General features: G+C 73.0%; 11 protein-coding genes. 3 read left to right on the top strand and 8 right to left on the bottom strand.

Features of this window, described 5'->3' with window-relative positions; translation table 11 throughout:
• Positions 1 to 132 precede the first annotated feature (132 nt).
• The 4 genes from B0I32_RS33585 to B0I32_RS33570 all read right to left on the bottom strand — a co-directional run bounded on the left by B0I32_RS33585 (position 133) and on the right by B0I32_RS33570 (position 5764).
• Complete coding sequence (locus B0I32_RS33585) at positions 133 to 375, bottom strand: hypothetical protein (RefSeq protein ID WP_106246655.1); 243 nt, start codon at positions 373 to 375, stop codon at positions 133 to 135.
• Between the two features lie 9 nt (positions 376 to 384).
• On the bottom strand, positions 385 to 2775 hold the full coding sequence (locus B0I32_RS33580; RefSeq protein ID WP_245956191.1) for an alpha/beta hydrolase family protein: 2391 nt from the start codon (positions 2773 to 2775) through the stop codon (positions 385 to 387).
• The gene (locus B0I32_RS33575; protein ID WP_106246653.1) at positions 2772 to 4361 is read right to left on the bottom strand and encodes a peroxidase family protein; all 1590 of its coding nucleotides are present in this window, start codon (positions 4359 to 4361) and stop codon (positions 2772 to 2774) included. The genes B0I32_RS33580 and B0I32_RS33575 overlap by 4 nt, the downstream gene beginning before the upstream one ends.
• Before the next feature lie 86 nt (positions 4362 to 4447).
• Positions 4448 to 5764, bottom strand: a complete 1317-nt coding sequence (locus tag B0I32_RS33570; RefSeq protein ID WP_106246652.1) for a cytochrome P450 — start codon at positions 5762 to 5764, stop codon at positions 4448 to 4450.
• Positions 5765 to 5989: 225 nt separating this feature from the next.
• On the opposite strand from B0I32_RS33570, the gene B0I32_RS33565 reads away from it, so the two are divergent.
• From B0I32_RS33565 to B0I32_RS33555, 3 genes are all read left to right on the top strand, one after another.
• Complete coding sequence (locus tag B0I32_RS33565; protein ID WP_245956190.1) at positions 5990 to 7039, top strand: acyl-CoA desaturase; 1050 nt, start codon at positions 5990 to 5992, stop codon at positions 7037 to 7039.
• A gap of 60 nt (positions 7040 to 7099) precedes the next feature.
• The gene (locus B0I32_RS33560) at positions 7100 to 9337 is read left to right on the top strand and encodes an Orn/Lys/Arg family decarboxylase (RefSeq protein ID WP_106246650.1); all 2238 of its coding nucleotides are present in this window, start codon (positions 7100 to 7102) and stop codon (positions 9335 to 9337) included.
• A 92-nt stretch (positions 9338 to 9429) separates the two neighbouring features.
• Positions 9430 to 10983: a PucR family transcriptional regulator gene (locus tag B0I32_RS33555; RefSeq protein ID WP_106246648.1), complete on the top strand. Its 1554-nt coding sequence runs from the start codon at positions 9430 to 9432 to the stop codon at positions 10981 to 10983.
• 93 nt (positions 10984 to 11076) lie between these two features.
• Here the strand turns inward: B0I32_RS33555 and B0I32_RS33550 are convergent, their stop codons facing one another.
• From B0I32_RS33550 to B0I32_RS33535, 4 genes are all read right to left on the bottom strand, one after another.
• Positions 11077 to 11943 carry a polysaccharide deacetylase family protein gene (locus tag B0I32_RS33550; protein WP_106246646.1) on the bottom strand — a complete coding sequence of 289 codons (867 nt, stop codon included), beginning with the start codon at positions 11941 to 11943 and terminating at the stop codon, positions 11077 to 11079.
• Positions 11944 to 11964: 21 nt separating this feature from the next.
• Positions 11965 to 13095 (bottom strand): oxidoreductase, encoded by a 1131-nt coding sequence (locus B0I32_RS33545; protein ID WP_106246644.1) that lies wholly within the window; start codon positions 13093 to 13095, stop codon positions 11965 to 11967.
• A gap of 35 nt (positions 13096 to 13130) precedes the next feature.
• Positions 13131 to 13754: a DUF1989 domain-containing protein gene (locus B0I32_RS33540; RefSeq protein WP_245956189.1), complete on the bottom strand. Its 624-nt coding sequence runs from the start codon at positions 13752 to 13754 to the stop codon at positions 13131 to 13133.
• A gap of 99 nt (positions 13755 to 13853) precedes the next feature.
• Positions 13854 to 14732 carry a hypothetical protein gene (locus B0I32_RS33535; protein ID WP_106246640.1) on the bottom strand — a complete coding sequence of 293 codons (879 nt, stop codon included), beginning with the start codon at positions 14730 to 14732 and terminating at the stop codon, positions 13854 to 13856.
• Between the last annotated feature and the right edge of the window lie 238 nt (positions 14733 to 14970).

Here is a 14970-nt window from a genome sequence, read left to right as displayed (position 1 = left end):
CCCGTCGGGCAATCGGATATCGACTCGCTGATGGGCGTGGCCGGCACTCGGAGCAGGTTCAAGCCGGGCGCGGGAGTTCGTTCGAGCCGGGCTCCCGGAGCGGGTTCGATCCGGTCGGTCCTCGGTCCGTCGTCAGCGGCCCGCCTGCTCGGCGTATTCGAGCAGGTGGCGGACGGCCGTCCGCAGGTCGGCGGCGGCGGTCACGCAGGCGGCGCAGTGGGCGTGCACCGCCGCGCGCAGCCAGGGTGGCGCCGCGCCGGCCGCTTCCAGGGCGGCCTCGATCGCGCGCAGGCGTTCGGTGCAGGCGGTGAGGGCTTGAGCGTCCCTGCGCAGAACCTCGGCGTGCGCGGCGATCGTGCTCTGTCCGTCGGGCATGGCGTCCTCTCAGGCGGGCGGTACGGGAACGGCGGCGTCCCGGATCGATTGACGGGTGGCCGCCGACAGGCACAGCAGCGGGCGAGCGCCGTCGACTCCCAGTTCGCGCAGCCGCCGAGCCAGCGGATGGGGCGACCGGGGCTCGACGCTCAGCCGCATCGGTGGCGCGGGGTGCAACCGGGCTGACCCCCGCGCCCGTACGGACGACCGCAGCAGAGCACCGGCATCACCGGCGTAACCCACCGAGCCGGGATCGCTCATGGGCAGCCCGGGACCCAGCCGACCCTCCATCGTGAAAATCCCGTCGGCGACGACCAGCGCCGACCGGACCCCCGGCCCGGCCCCGCGCCGGACGCCGACCCGCACGTCCAGGGCCGTCAGGTACGTCTCACCGCCCCACAACCGCGGGCCGAGCTCACGCGCCATCGGGGTGTCGACCGCGGAGCCGAGCAGGAAGTCGCCCGACCGGCGCAACTCCGCCCGGCGGAACAAGCCACGCCGGCCCGACCACGCGGATCGGCGGCCTGGGCCGGAGACGACGATGCCGATCTGCAACTCGCGGTGGCCGCCCGCACTGCTGCGCCGGTTCCACGCCGCGTGCACGCCGACCAGGGCCCGGCCCGCCACCAGCAAGGGGGCGAGCCCGCTGCCCTTCAGCAACCGGGCCGCCACACCCGGGCGCGCGGCGAAGTAGGCGGTGAGGGCGGAGCCGTCCCGGCACCGGATCGGCAGGTCGGCCGTCGCGCCGGCGGTCTCGACCGGGCGTGTGGGCACGGTCAGGAAGGGGAACTCCTCCGGGTCCGGCGGCCGGTCGAACAGCAGGTACGCCTGCGAGCGCACGACCGGCCCGTGGAAGGGCTTCAGCCGTTCGTCGATGTGCGCGCGGGCCTCGGGCAGGTCGTCGGCGAGGTTGGCCAGGTAGTGCTCGATGCCGTGGCAGAGCGGGAACAGGTGGGTGGAGTCGGTGTAGTCGACGACGTACCAGCCGGGGTGCAGGTCGAAGCACGAGCCGGCGCCCTGTCCGTCGAGGGTGGGGATGAGGTCGTGCTGGTTGGTGACGCTGGCCACCCACGTTCGCGGGTCGGCGGGCCGTTTGAAGTCGACGGGAGCGCCGACGGCGATGGCGTGGGTGACGCGGTGGCGGGCGCAGAAGCCGGGGTCCTGCGCCAGGTTCATGATCGCCGCCCCGCCCGCGCTGTGACCGACGAGCGCGAGTTCGGCGTCCGGAGGCAGCCCGTAGTCGGCCACGGCCTGGGCGAGGGCGCGGCTGTAGGGGCTGCTGTCGAGGACGGCGCTGCTGAACGCGCCGAGCAGGTCCTGTGGCGAACGTCCGTCGGGGTGTCCCACCCGCATGCCCGGCGCCTGGAGGATGTGGCGGATCACTCCGTCGGGGCCTTCGACGCTCTGGATGAGGGCCCGTCCGGTGGTGCCGATCGTGCCGATGTTGCCCAGGACGCCCAGCAACGACCCTCGTGTGCTCAGCCGGGCCGACTCGGCCGGGGTCGGCTCGACCCGGCGGGCGCCTCCTTCACCGAGGTCGAGGAGCGCGACGGCCCTGTTGCTCATGCCCGTGAATGGGTCGGCGGTGGCGAAACCCCTCCCGGTGGCGATCAGCCAGGCGGTGGCGTCGTTGAGCGGATTCTCGTCCAGCAGCGCACGCAACGCGAGCACCTCGCCGAAGACGGGGGCGAGCAGGCTGAGCGCCCGCACCGCGCCCCGGTCCTTGAGCAGGGCACGCAGCGCCCGAACGGCCTCCAGATCCCGGTCCGCGGCGGCGGCCTCGATGAGCCTGACCACCAGAGGATCCTCGCTCAGCTCAGGATGATCGACAGCCACGGCCGCCACCCGCAACCGCAACGACGTAGCCAGCACCCGAACAGCCAGACTCTCACCCCCCAGCATCGCCCCGACCTTCCCGGCCAACGTGGCCAGCACACCGAAGACGGCCGAGCTCGTCGAACCGGTCAACGCCACGGGGGTAGTCGCTGCGGTGGTCAGAGTCGCTGGGGTGGGCCCGGTGGGTGTGTGGGTGCCGGTGAGCGCGTAGCCGAGGCCATGCCGGTTCGTCGCGGCTCGCAGCAGCGCGCGGTAGGCGGGGCGGCCCGTGGCGGAGGCGTGGGGCAGGGCACGGAGCAGCGCGGTGTCGGTGAGGGCGGCCGTGGTGTGCGCCGCCGCGTCCTGGATCAGGATCGCGATGTCCACCAGCTCGCGGGCGGCAGCGCGCAGCGACCCCGCCGGGTCCTCACCGTCGTTCGCGGCGGCGCCGGTGGGACCGCCGGTGGGAACATCGCCGCCGTTCACGGCCGCATCCGGCGGAACAGCACCGGTGCTCACGGTCGCATCCGCAGGGTCGTCGTCTTCGTCGGCGACCGCGTCCGCCGGATCGGCGCCGCTGCTCATGGGCGGGTCCGGCGGGACATGCTGACGAAGCGGGGAGTCGGGTCCTCGGGGGTGTTGCGGCGTACGACGTCGGCGAGGGTGCGGGTGGCGGTGATGACGCGGGCGCCGTACGGGGAGAAGGTGGCGGCGTTGAAGACGCGCGGGGCCAGGAGCGGGTTGGTGAGGGCCTGGGAGAAGGCGTCGATCGCGATGATCTTGGTGAGCAGCGGGGGCAGGATGGCGTCGGGGCATCCGGGTTCTTCGGCGAACAGCCCGACGTACAGGTCGATGTCGTCCACGTCGCGATAAAGCTCGCGCAACGCACCACTGACCCGCGGATCACCGTTGATGTGCTCGAAGCGACGCACCGCCGGAAAGCGGCAGTGCTCGCGGTAGCTGTTGTACGGCGCCAGCCCGAGCGCCCGGGACTCGGCGATGCTGGCCGTCTCGATCGGGTGCAGGACGGGGTCGGTGTTGAACAGGCCGATGCGGCCGGCCCGCTGGCCGGAGGCGTCCTCGAAGAGGCGGGCCAGGCCGGCCTCCGGGATCAGCGGCCCGGCGAGCAGGGTCTCGGCCAGCGGCAGGTCGCGCCCGCCCACCGACAGCCGGGACGGGATCAGGCTGTGCCAGCGGTAGACGAGGTTGAACTCGACCGACGCCCAGTTCTCGCGGTGCCACGGCGCGCGGGCCAGCGCCGCCGACAGCCGGGGGTCCAGGGTGAAGCGGAAGTGGTAGGGGGTGATGTGGTTGATGTACTCCTCGACGACCAGTTTGATCAGCAGCACGATGAGGACGTTGCGGGCCGTCTGGAAGAGCCGTTCGTCGTCCCAGCGCGGATGACGCCGGGCCAGCAGCCGGGCCACCCGGTTGTGCTCGCGCAGGAACAGCACCGTGAGCATGGTGAAGCCGATCTGGATGTTGCCCCGGTCGCTGCCGGTGGCGAACAGGGTGTCGCGTCGCGCGTCGGTGAGTTCGTCGAAGTCGATGACGCTCAGCGGGGCGAACTCCGGTTTGATCTTGCCGTGTTCGCACAGGTAGGGCGGGAACTCGCCGCCGTTGATGAGCCGGCTCTTGAGCTGCCCGCCTTCGAGCGTGCGCAGCGCGGTGGTGGCCGCCGCGTCGAGGCCGTACACCTGGTTGAGGTCGATGTGGTGGTTGGAGCTGTTCTTGCGCGGGTCGCGCGGGACGTTCGCGTCGCTGCGCAGGAAGCCGTCGGTGAACCATTGGGCGAAGTACGCGAACAGCACCGTGGAGCGCCGGCACGGGACCATGGACTCGCCGCGGGCGAACAGGCCGGCCGCGACCTCGGGAGCGGGCCGGCGATTCTCGTCGGCGTGCACCGGCGGCAGGTGCCTGCCGCTGTAGGTGCGGTCGGTGAGTGAGGCCCACGAGGTGTAGTCGGCCATCGTGCTCAGCGGCTCGGGGCGCGGCGGCATCTCGCGGACCGCGTGGTCGATCAGCGTGGCGTTGACCCGGCGGCGTACCGGCGGGCACTTCTGCACCAGGTCCCAGAACGGCCGGCCGTTGGTCAGGGCCAGGAACCTGAGCCGGTTCGCCAGGCCGTCGGTGGCGATGCCGCGCGCGCTCGCCGGGCGTCCCGCCGCCATCGGTCCTCCTGCCGCCACCGATCCTCCCGCCGTCACGGGCCCTCCCGGTGTCGTCGATCCTTCCGCCGTCGTCGGTTCCTTCCTCGTCATCGGCCCTCCTGCCCCTTCGCGCCGGTTCCGAGGACGAACGCGTCGGGGAAGATGCCGAGTGACCGTTCGACGCGGCCTCGCGGTGGCGGCAGCAGGTGTACGCCGGGGCGCAGCAGCAGGCGGCGGACGGTCTCGGCGATCACGGGGCCGGCCACGTGCACGCCGAGGCAGGCGTGGTGACCCGAGCCGAAGAACAGCCGGTGGTGGCGGGGACGGTCGAGGCGGAACTCCTCGGGCTGGGGCACCACGTCCGCGTCGAACATCGCCGAGGCCGGCGCCGCGAGCACGAAGGTGCCGGCCGGGATGAGCGTGCTGCGCGGAGTGCCGGCGGCCAGGACGTGATCGCGCTCGCACAGCCGGGGGATCAGCTTGAAGAACGGGCTGAACCGCAGCGCCTCCCAGACGTACGGGTCGAACCGGTCGGGGTCGGGGGCGGCGGCCACGGCCTCCGCGCGCACGTCGGGGCGCAGCAGGAGCTGTTCGACCGCCTCCGCCATGGCCCCTGGCGCGCTCTCCACGAAGCCCAGCGGCATGCCCGCCATGTTGGTCACGATGCGTTCGTCGGTCAGGCCGGTGCCGGCGGGCAGGGACGAACGGACCAGGCGGGTGAAGACGTCGTCGGGCAGGTCTCGTCCCGCCGCCAGGTCGGCCCGGTGCCGGGCCAGGAGGTCGCGCAGGTGGCCGACCAGTTCGGCGCCCGCCTGCTCGGACGCGGCCCGCATCGCCGGGTCGCCGACGAAGTTGGCGAAGCCGTCGGCGACGACGGCCCGCGTCCAGCGCGACAGGGTGGCCTGGTCGGGTCCTGGCACGCCGAAGTAACGCGCGCACACGGCGAGAGCGACGGGCCGGAACAGCGCACCGACCGCCTCCACGCTCCCGTCCGAAGCCCCACCTGAGAGGGCCGCGTCGAGGAGGTCGTCGGCGAGGCGGCCGGTCAGGTCGCGGACCCGGGCCGCGTCGCCCGGGTCGAGGATGGCCTGCATCAGGCCCTTCTCCCGCCAGTTCATCGGGGTGGCGTCCCGGCCCAGCATGAACGGCGCGCCGAGGGCGGCGTCGAGGCGCGGGCCGAAGGCGCGGACCGAGAAGACCTCCTCGTGCGAGAGCACCTCGGTGACGTCGGCGAAGCGGGTCACGACGGTGAAGGCGGGGGTGACGAAGACGGGCCGACGTTCGCGCAGCTCGGCGAACAGGTTGCGCCAGTCGGTCCGCATCCACTCCCTGACCAGCCCGAACGCCGACATCGGGGCACGGGCGAGAGCCTGCTCGTACGCCTCCAGGTAGCCGCCCGCGGTCGTCTGTTCGACAGCACCCATGGCGCAGACCTCCACCGATATCGGAACGAACGGGCATGATCACACTGTGCAATCACAATCTATGGAGGGGGCCCGGCTTTCCTTCATGGCTACGGCGCGCATTGTTTTGCTTCCCGAGAGTAACTGATCCGTCACTGCGGGGACATTGCCGCGCTCCAGGGGGCTGGCCCTTCAATGGGGACCTCATCCTCTTGTCGCACCCGTGGGGGTAACGTGACGTCACCCATGCCGCAGCCGGACCCCACCGGAGCGAGCAGGGCGGAGACGGTGACGGTCACCGCCGGCCGCCGCGCGGCCTATCTGGTCGTCCTGATCGTCCTGCCCGTGCTGCTGCCGGTGCTCGCGGTCCCGGCCGCCTGGGGCTGGGGCGTCGGCCCGCGTGACCTGGTCATCGCGGTCGTCATGTACCTGGTGAGCATCTTCGGGATCGCCATCGGCTACCACCGGCTCTTCACCCACCGCGCCTTCAAGGCGAACCGGCCGCTGCGGCTGGCGCTCATGCTGGCCGGCGGCCTGGCCGTGGAGGGCTCGGTGTCGTTGTGGGCGGCCGAGCACCGCCGCCACCACAAGTACGCCGACCGCGAGGGCGACCCGCACTCGCCGTGGCGCTACGGCGACAGCGGCCTGGCCCTGCTGCGCGGCATGCTGCACGCGCACATCGGCTGGTTCTACACCGCCCGCCGCCGCTCCAGCCGCGCGCACTGGGTGCCCGACCTGCTGGCCGATCCCGACGTGCGGCGGTTCGACGCCGCCTATCCGCTCGTGGTGCTGCTGTCGTTCGCGCTTCCCGCCGCCGCGGGCGGGTTGTGGTCGATGTCGTGGGCGGGCGCGTGGAGCGGGCTGCTGTGGGGCGGGCTGGTGCGGTACGCCGTGGTGCACCACGTCACCTGGTCGGTGAACTCGATCGCGCACACCTTCGGCGACCGGCCGTTCCGTACCAGGGACCGCTCGTCCAACGTGCGCTGGGTGGCGCTGCTGACGCTGGGCGAGGGCTGGCACAACTGGCACCACGTGGAGCCGGCCTGCGCCCGCCACGGCGTGCTCAAGGGCCAGCTCGACCCGAGCGCGCGGCTGATCCGCTGGTTCGAGCGGGCGGGCTGGGCCCACGACGTGCGCTGGCCCCGCGCCGACCGCCTGGTGGCCCGGACGAGCAGCTCGACGACCGGCTCGACGGGCGGCCAGATCACCGATCCGACGGCCGGCCGGATCGCCGACCAGATGACCGATCCGACGAGCGGCCGGATCTCCGAACGCGGCGCGGGCCCGCCGTCCTGAGGCGCGCGCGCCGTCCCCCGTCTCCGGTCCCCTCGCCGTCCCCCCGCCCATGGAGCTCGTATGGAACGAACGGTTCTCGCCGCGATCGCGGAGCGTCCCGACGCCGACACGGCGCTCGCCGAGCAGGTCCGCCGCGTCGGCGCGGCGATGGGCCGGCTCGGCGTGCAACTGCGCTGGACCTACCGGGTCCAGGACGCGCTGGCGGTGATCGGCTCGGACGCCTCGCTCGCCGGGATGCTGGCCGACTGGGACGCGCCGGGCGCCGAGCAGAGCCTGGACGCGGTCCTGCGGCGCTTCCGCGGCCTGCCGGTCTTCCTCATGACCGCCGAGCAGGAGCTCCCCCTGTGGGTGTACGAGGTCATCCAGGGCTTCGTCTTCCCGCTGGAGGACACGCCCGACTTCATCGCCGGACGCATCGTGCACGCCACCGAGGAGTACGCCGACCGCATCCTGCCGCCGTTCTTCCGCGCGCTGCGCGACCTCCAGGACCACCACCAGTACTCCTGGCACACCCCGGCGCACGCGGGCGGGGTCGCGTTCCTGAAGTCCCCCGTCGGGCGGGCGTTCTTCGACTTCTACGGCGAGCGCCTGCTGCGCACCGACCTGTCCATCTCCGTCCCCGAGCTCGGCTCGCCGCTGGAGCACACGGGCCCGGTCGGCGAGGCCGAGCGCAACGCGGCCCGCGTGTTCGGCGCCGAGCGCACCTTCTTCGTGATGAACGGCAACGCCACCGCCAACCGCGTCGTCGGCCACCACGCCGTCGCCCGCGACGAGACCGCCCTGGTCGACCGCAACTGCCACAAGTCGCTGCAGCACGCGCTGACCATCAGCGGCGCCCGCCCGCTCTACCTGGTGCCGGAGCGCAACGGCCTGGGCCTGGCCGGTCCCATCCCGCCCGCGGCGCTCGACCCGGCCGCGCTGCGCGCCCGCCTGGCCGACCATCCCCTCGCCGAGACCGATCCGGTCTACGCCGTGATCACCAACTCGACGTACGACGGGCTCTGCTACGACGCCGTACGGGTCGCGGAGCTGCTCGGCGAGAGCGTCCCCCGCGTGCACTTCGACGAGGCGTGGTTCGCCTACGCCCGTTTCCACCCCTTGTACGCCCGCCGCTACGGCATGGCCGTGACCGAGGAGACGCTGCCGGGGCCGCGCCGGCCCACGGTGTTCGCCACCCAGTCCACGCACAAGCTGCTGGCGGCGCTGTCGCAGTCGGCGATGCTGCACGTCAGGCCGGCCGAGCGGGCGCCGGTGGACTACGAGCGGCTCAACGCGACGTACCTCATGCACTGCTCCACCTCGCCGCTCTACCCGATGATCGCCTCCCTGGACGTGGCGGCGGGCATGATGGACGGGCCGTCGGGGCCGTACCTGGTGGGCGAGGCCGTCACCGAGGCGGTGCGCTTCCGCCAGGCCATGGTGCGGCTGGCCGGCCGCATCAGGGAGGACGGCCGGCGGCCCGACTGGTACTTCGGCGTCTGGCAGCCTCCGCACGTCACCGAGCCCGGCACCGGCCGAACGGTCCCCTTCGCCGAGGCCGACCCGGTCAGGCTGGCCGCGGATCCGGCGTGCTGGGTGCTGGAGCCCGGCGCCGCCTGGCACGGCTTCCAGGGGCTGAGCGACGGCTACTGCCTGCTCGACCCGGTGAAGGTGACCATTGTCTGCCCGGGGGCCGACGCGGTGGCGGGCACGCTCGGCTGGGGCATCCCCGCCCGGATCGTCGCCGCCTATCTGCGGCGGCGCGGCATCGTGGTGGAGAAGACCGGCGACCACACGCTGCTGGTGCTCTTCTCCATGGGCATCACCAAGGGCAAGTGGGGCACGCTGATCGACGCGCTCACCGACTTCAAGCGCGCCTACGACGACGATCTGCCGCTGGCCGAGGTGCTGCCGGGCTTCGGCCCGCCGGCCGCGACGCTGCGCCGGTTCTGCACCGAGGTCCACGAGCGGCTGCGCGCGCTGGGGCTCGGCGAGCTGGTCAACGAGATCTTCACCGACCTGCCCGAGCAGGTGCGCACCCCGGCCGACAGCTACCAGGCGCTGATCCGCTCGCGCACCGAGCGGGTGCCGCTCGACCGCCTGGCCGGCAGCGTGAGCGCCGCCATCGTGGTCGTCACGCCGCCGGGCATCCCCATGCTGATGCCGGGCGAGGCGGCCGGGCCCGCGGACGGGCCGCTGATCACGTACCTGCGGGCGCTGGAGGAGTTCGACCGTTGCTTCCCCGACCTCGCCACCGACATCCACGGCGCGCACCGCGACGGCGACGGCCGCTATCACGTCGAGGTCGAGGTCCGTTGAACGGCGGCGCCGCCGGGTAAACCTTCGCTTGGCCGCCGTACAGAGTGGAGAAATCTCTAGCCATCGGGCCGTGAGGTGTCTATATTCACACCATGTTCACCCTCGAAGCCCTGGTGAGTGACGCGGCGCTCGAACTCACCGTGCTCGTGCCTGGACCGGCGGGCGCGCTGGAGGCGCCGGTGGTGTGGGTGCACAACACCGAGCTGCCCGACCCCTCGGCGTACCTCCAGGAGAAGGAGCTGGTGCTCACCAACGGGCTCTGGCTGGGGCAGGTGCCGGCGGCCGAGTTCGTGGCGAACGTCAAGCGCGCCAGGGCGGCCGGGATCGTGTTCGGGCTACGGGCCGAGATGCCGCGCACGCCGGAGGAGCTGATCCGGGCGTGCGCGGAGGCGGGGCTGCCGCTGCTGGAGATCTCCCAGGCGGTGCCGTTCACCGCGATCTCGCACACGGCCGCCGCGATCTACACCGACCAGCGCCAGCGCGGCCTCATCGGCATGGTGCGCCGCGGCGACGCGCTGGCCACGGCGATCTCGCGCGGGGCGGGCGCGTCCGGCGTGCTGCGGGTGCTGACGAAGGACCACGATCTGCCGCTGGCGGTGGTCGACCGGATGGGCCGGCTGCTCGCGACGACCGGCGCGCGGCTCGACGAGGAGCAGCTGCGCATCGTGGCCGCGGGGCTGTCGCGGCGTCCGCCGGCGCTGGAGCTCGACCTGGGCACCGGCCTCGCGGCGCTGTATCCCGTGGGCGCGGTGGGCGACATCGACGCGGCGCTCGTCTGCCTGCGCCCGCTGTTCGGCCTGACCCCGGCCGAGCACGAGGCGCTGGAGCAGGCGGCCAGGTTCCTCAGCCTGGAGGTGGCCAAGCAGCAGGCCGTCCAGGCCATCGAGATGCGGTTCGCCGGCGAGCTGCTGGAGATGGTGCTGTCCGGCGGGCGCACGACGGAGGTGGCCGAGCGGCTGCGGGCGTTCGGGGTGAACCCGGCGGGGCCGCTGACGGTCTGCGCGGTCGCCCTGGCCGGCGCGGAGGCGGGCACGCCGCACGGGCTCGCGCAGGTCATCGGCGACTTCCTGGGCGGCGAGGGGGTGCCGGCGGTGGTCGCGGGCGGCACCCAGGACGTCGTCACGGTGCTGGCCTGGAACCGGCCGGAGCCGGAGCTGTCCCTGCTGGCCGAGCGGCTGGTCAAGGCCGTGGACCAGCGGTTTCCCGGCCGGCGCGCCGTCGCCGGGCTGGGCGGCCTGGCGCCGCACTCGGCCGGGCTGCGCCGTCCGTTGATGCGGTCGAGGGAGGCGTGCCGGGTGCTGCGCCGCGCCCCCGGCGGGCCGGCCGTGCGCGGCTTCGCCGAGCTCGGCACGCACCGGCTGCTGCTCGGGCTGGTCGACCAGGACACGCTGCGGGCCTTCTCGCACGATCTGCTGGCGTCCCTGCGCCGTCACGACGCCCGGCGCGGCGGCGATCTCGAACGGACGGTACGCGCCTTCCTCGACCACGACGCGCAGTGGGCGACGACCGCCGCCGCCCTGCACATCCACGTCAACACGCTGCGCAACCGGCTGGCCAAGGCGGCCGAGCTGACCGGCAGGGACGTCAACCGCACCGAGGACCGGGTGGACCTGTTCCTCGCACTCGCTATCGACGCCATGGAGTGAGCGGCCGTCAGGCACTTTCCCGGGACGCGGCCGTCAGCCGGGAGACCGATGGGACTGCGGGCCGTCAGCCGGGGTAGACGCCCAGGCCGGCCGTCAGCCGGGGTAGACGTCCGGGCCGGCGTCCGGCGGGCGGGGCCGGCGGGTGGGCAGGTCCTGATCCACCGCCGCCGCCTCGGCCACCTCCCGGCACCGGGCGAAGCGCACGTCCCCGCAGGCGAGCGCGTACTCGATGAACCGGCGCAACGCCTCGGCCCGGCCGGGACGCCCCGACAGGAAGGGGTGGGCGCACAGGTTGAACAGGCACCGGTATCGCCGCATCCCGTCCAGCTCGGCCCGCCACAGCTCCAGCACCTTCGCCGGCGACTCGATGACCGAGCCGACGTGCGGCTCCGGCAGGAAGGCGTACTGCTCCCAGTCGTCGAGCGACCAGTGGACGGGCAACTCGACGATGTCGCCAGGAATCGCCGCGATCCGGTAGGGACGGTCGTCGCCCATCAGCGAGGAGTCGTAGCGCAGGCCGTGCTCGGCGACCAGGTCCGTGGTCCGCCACGACGCCTCCCACATGGCCGCGCGGTGCCCGGCGATCTCGATGCCCTGATCGGCGAAGACCGCCAGCGCGCGCTCGAAGTCGGCGCGTTCCTCGGCCGGGGTCATCGAGGTGGCCGGCCGGTGGCTGTAGGAGTGGTGCGCCACCTCGTGCCCGCGCTCGGCGATGGAGGCGGCCAGTCCTGGCCGGTGCTCGGCCACCCAGCCGGGCACGAAGAACGTGGCGGGGACGCCCAGGTCGTCCAGGATGCCCAGGATGCGGGGCAGGCCGACGTCGGGACCGTATGCCTGGTGCGACATCGTGCTCGCGTGCCCGGCGTAGCGGCGTCCCTGGGCGAGGACCGGGGTCTCGGCGTCCACGTCGAACGTGAGCGTCACGACCGCCGCGGCGTCCTGATGCCAGTGGGTGGTCACACCGACCGCCTGCCTCTCCGCTCAGATCCTCGCCGCCTGCCGCCACAGGCGGGCGTTGCCCAGGGTGGCCATGGGCTGCAGCATCATATGGTCGAACTCGGCCGGCGCCCGCCCCTCGCCCAGGCGGCGCGGCAGGTCGGGGTTGGCCAGCGCGCCCCGTCCCACGGACACCAGGTCGGCGTGGCCGTCGGAGAGCACCTGGGCCGCCCTGGTGAGGTCGTGCATGCCGCCGTTGGCGATGACGGGCAGGCCGGTCACCTGGCGGGCCAGGCCGGTGATGGTGGCGCCGCCGTCCAGGCGGGCGGTCTCGATCCAGTCGCGGCCCTCGCTGGCGATGTGCAGGTAGCTCGCGCCGGCCTCGGCCAGCGCGGCGAAGATGATCTTAGCGTCGTGGCTGCCGCCCGGCCAGCGGTGCGTGAAGTCGTTCACCTTGGTCTGCGAGAGCCGGATGCCGACGCAGAAGTCCGCGCCCAGCTCGGCCCGGATCGCGGCCACGACCTCCGCGGCGAGGCGGACCCGGCCGGCGACCGGGCCTCCGTAGGAGTCGTCGCGCAGGTTGGTGTAGTCGGTGAGGAACTGGTCCACCAGGTAGCCGTTGGCGCCGTGCACCTCGACGCCGTCGAACCCCGCCTGCCTGGCGCGCACCGCCGACCGCACGAAGCCGTCCACCGCCGTCTCGATGTCGGCCGGGGTCATCGCCTTGGGCGCAGGCCAGGTTCCGTTGCCACCGTACTCGGGCATCTTCTCGCCGCGCGGGAGCACGGCCGACGGGCCGGCCGTGTCGTCGCGGTAGCGGTTGCCCTGGGACAGCGCGCCGGCGTGCATCAGCTGCATGATGAACCGCGATCCGGCGGCGTGCACCCGCTCGGTGATCTGCCGCCAGGCTTCGGCGTGCTCGCCGGAGACGATGCCGGGCTGGTTGAGGTAACCCTGGCTGTAGACGGTGTCGGTGTAGGTGCCCTCGCTGATCAGCAGGCCGAAGCCGCCCTCGGCGTACGCGGCGTAGTAGTCGGCCATCTCGGGCGTCGGCGTGCCGTCGGGAGCCGCCGAGACCCGGGTCATGGGTGCGACGGCGAGGCGGTTGGCCAGCGTGAGCCGGCCGATCCGCTCAGGGCGCAGGGCCGGATGGGAGCCGGTGCGGATGTCGTTCATGGAAGCTCGCTCCTTCTGAGGATGGATGCCGGAGGTCAGGACCGCAGGTCGACGGCCAGCGCGGTCGGCCCGCCGTCGTTGATCTCCACGAGGTCCTGCGGGCAGGCGGACACCACGACCACGCAGTCCGTGACCGCCTGGAAGGTGATCGCGTCTCCCGGGCGGCTCGCGGACGGCAGCCAGCGCAGCCGCCCGTCGTGCTCCACGGGGATGCGCATGAACACGTTCACGGGCTGCGGCGTGAACGGGACGGACAGCCCCGTGCCGGCCAGGGCCCGCCGCAGGTTGTCCGCGCAGGACGCGTGCCCGCCCGCCGCTCCGAGAGCGGCGTAGCGGGCCGGGTCGCAGGCCGGGATCAGCATGTCGTGAAAGCCCGGAGACGTGTCGGAGACCAGGGTGAGGACGGGGCGGCGGCGGTCGGTGACGAACCGCTGCCCTGCCTCGGGAAAGAGCCGGTTCGTGACAGCGCGGGTGTGCGCGGCGCTCAGGTGCTCGGGCGGCGCCGCGGCCGCGCCGGTCCCCTCTGGTACGGGGACGAAGGCGAAGACGTCGCCGACCTGGCCGCCCTCCAGGTCGACGACGCTGAGGCGCTGCCCGGCGGCGACCCGCACGGCGCGGCCTTCGCGGGCGGGCACGACCGTGCGTCCTTCGGTGGTCATGGATCTCATGACCCCCAGACAACCATCCCGGCCTCCACCTGGCCATGGAGGTTCATCCAGCAGTTACGGCTTCCGATGGAGCTATCTCCAGCCCGGGACTTAGGCCTCGGCGCACAGCGGAATGGTGACCGCGTGCCAGGAGTACGCCACGCCGCCCTCGGCCTCCGCCGCGCCGGCCGTGCCGTGGTCGAGGGCGGCGGACACGTCGAGGCGGTCGATCAGGACGTGGTGCTGACCGTAGTCGCCGATGCCGGCGGAGATCATCCCGCCCGCGCTGATCGCCACCGTGCCGGCGGGGCAGGCCACGGCCACGGACTTGGGCGAGGACGAGTCGCCGACGCTCCAGTTCGTGATCGAGGTCAAGCCGGGAACCGGGTCGGCGCACATCAGGACGAGCGTGGCGGACCAGTTCCCGCTCAGGCCGGCCTTGTCCTCGGACGCGTACAGGTGGCCGCTGACCTGGGCGAACGGCTGCAGCGCGTTGAGGAAGACCCGGCCTTCGAAGCCGTTGAGCCGGGCGCCGAGGCCGAGGGTCCGCTTCCCGTTCGGGCAACTGGCGGTCAGGTCCTTGTCGTCCGAGTTCGTGGCGCTCTGCGTCGCGACCCGCTGCAGGCCGGACGGCGGGTTCGCGCACACCGCGACGGCCGTGACGGACCAGTTGCCGGCGTAGCCCGTGGCGTCCTCGTACGCGACGGCTCTGACCTTGGTCAACTGCGTGTCCGGGAGGATCTCGGTGAGCACGACCTGGCCGTTGCCGCCGGTGACGTACCCGCCGGTGCCGATCACGTTCTTGCCGGCCGGGCAGGCCGCGGACGCGACCTTGGGATTACCGACGGAGTTGAGGGGGCTGGTGGTCACCACGCGCTGCAGTCCAGGGATCGCCGCCGCGGCCGGGGAGGCGGGCAGGAGGCCCGTCGCCGCCAGCGTGAGCAGTGCGACCAGCCAGGCGAACCGGGCCGGTACGAGAGCAGATTTCACGATATTTCCCCTTTTCGGAGGACGCCTGCGCCTGAGCGTGGCGTCGCATGGCGGGAAGACGCGGCCCTAGCCCCGCCAGGCGAGCCGGGCACGACTTCCGTGGTCGCCGTTCAGCCTGTTACGGGGCCGGGCGGGCGGACAGGCCGATCTCCGGACCGGCGGCGACCTGAATCCGAACCGCAGCCGGGCCGGTACGGAATTCGCACTTCCCCTCGCGGCCCGGCGCGGCCATGGTGGG

The organism is Nonomuraea fuscirosea (assembly GCF_003001935.1).
Lineage (GTDB): Bacteria > Actinomycetota > Actinomycetes > Streptosporangiales > Streptosporangiaceae > Nonomuraea > Nonomuraea fuscirosea.
The sequence above is the reverse complement of the archived record's forward strand: the minus strand, read 5'-3'. Positions and strand labels throughout refer to the sequence as shown.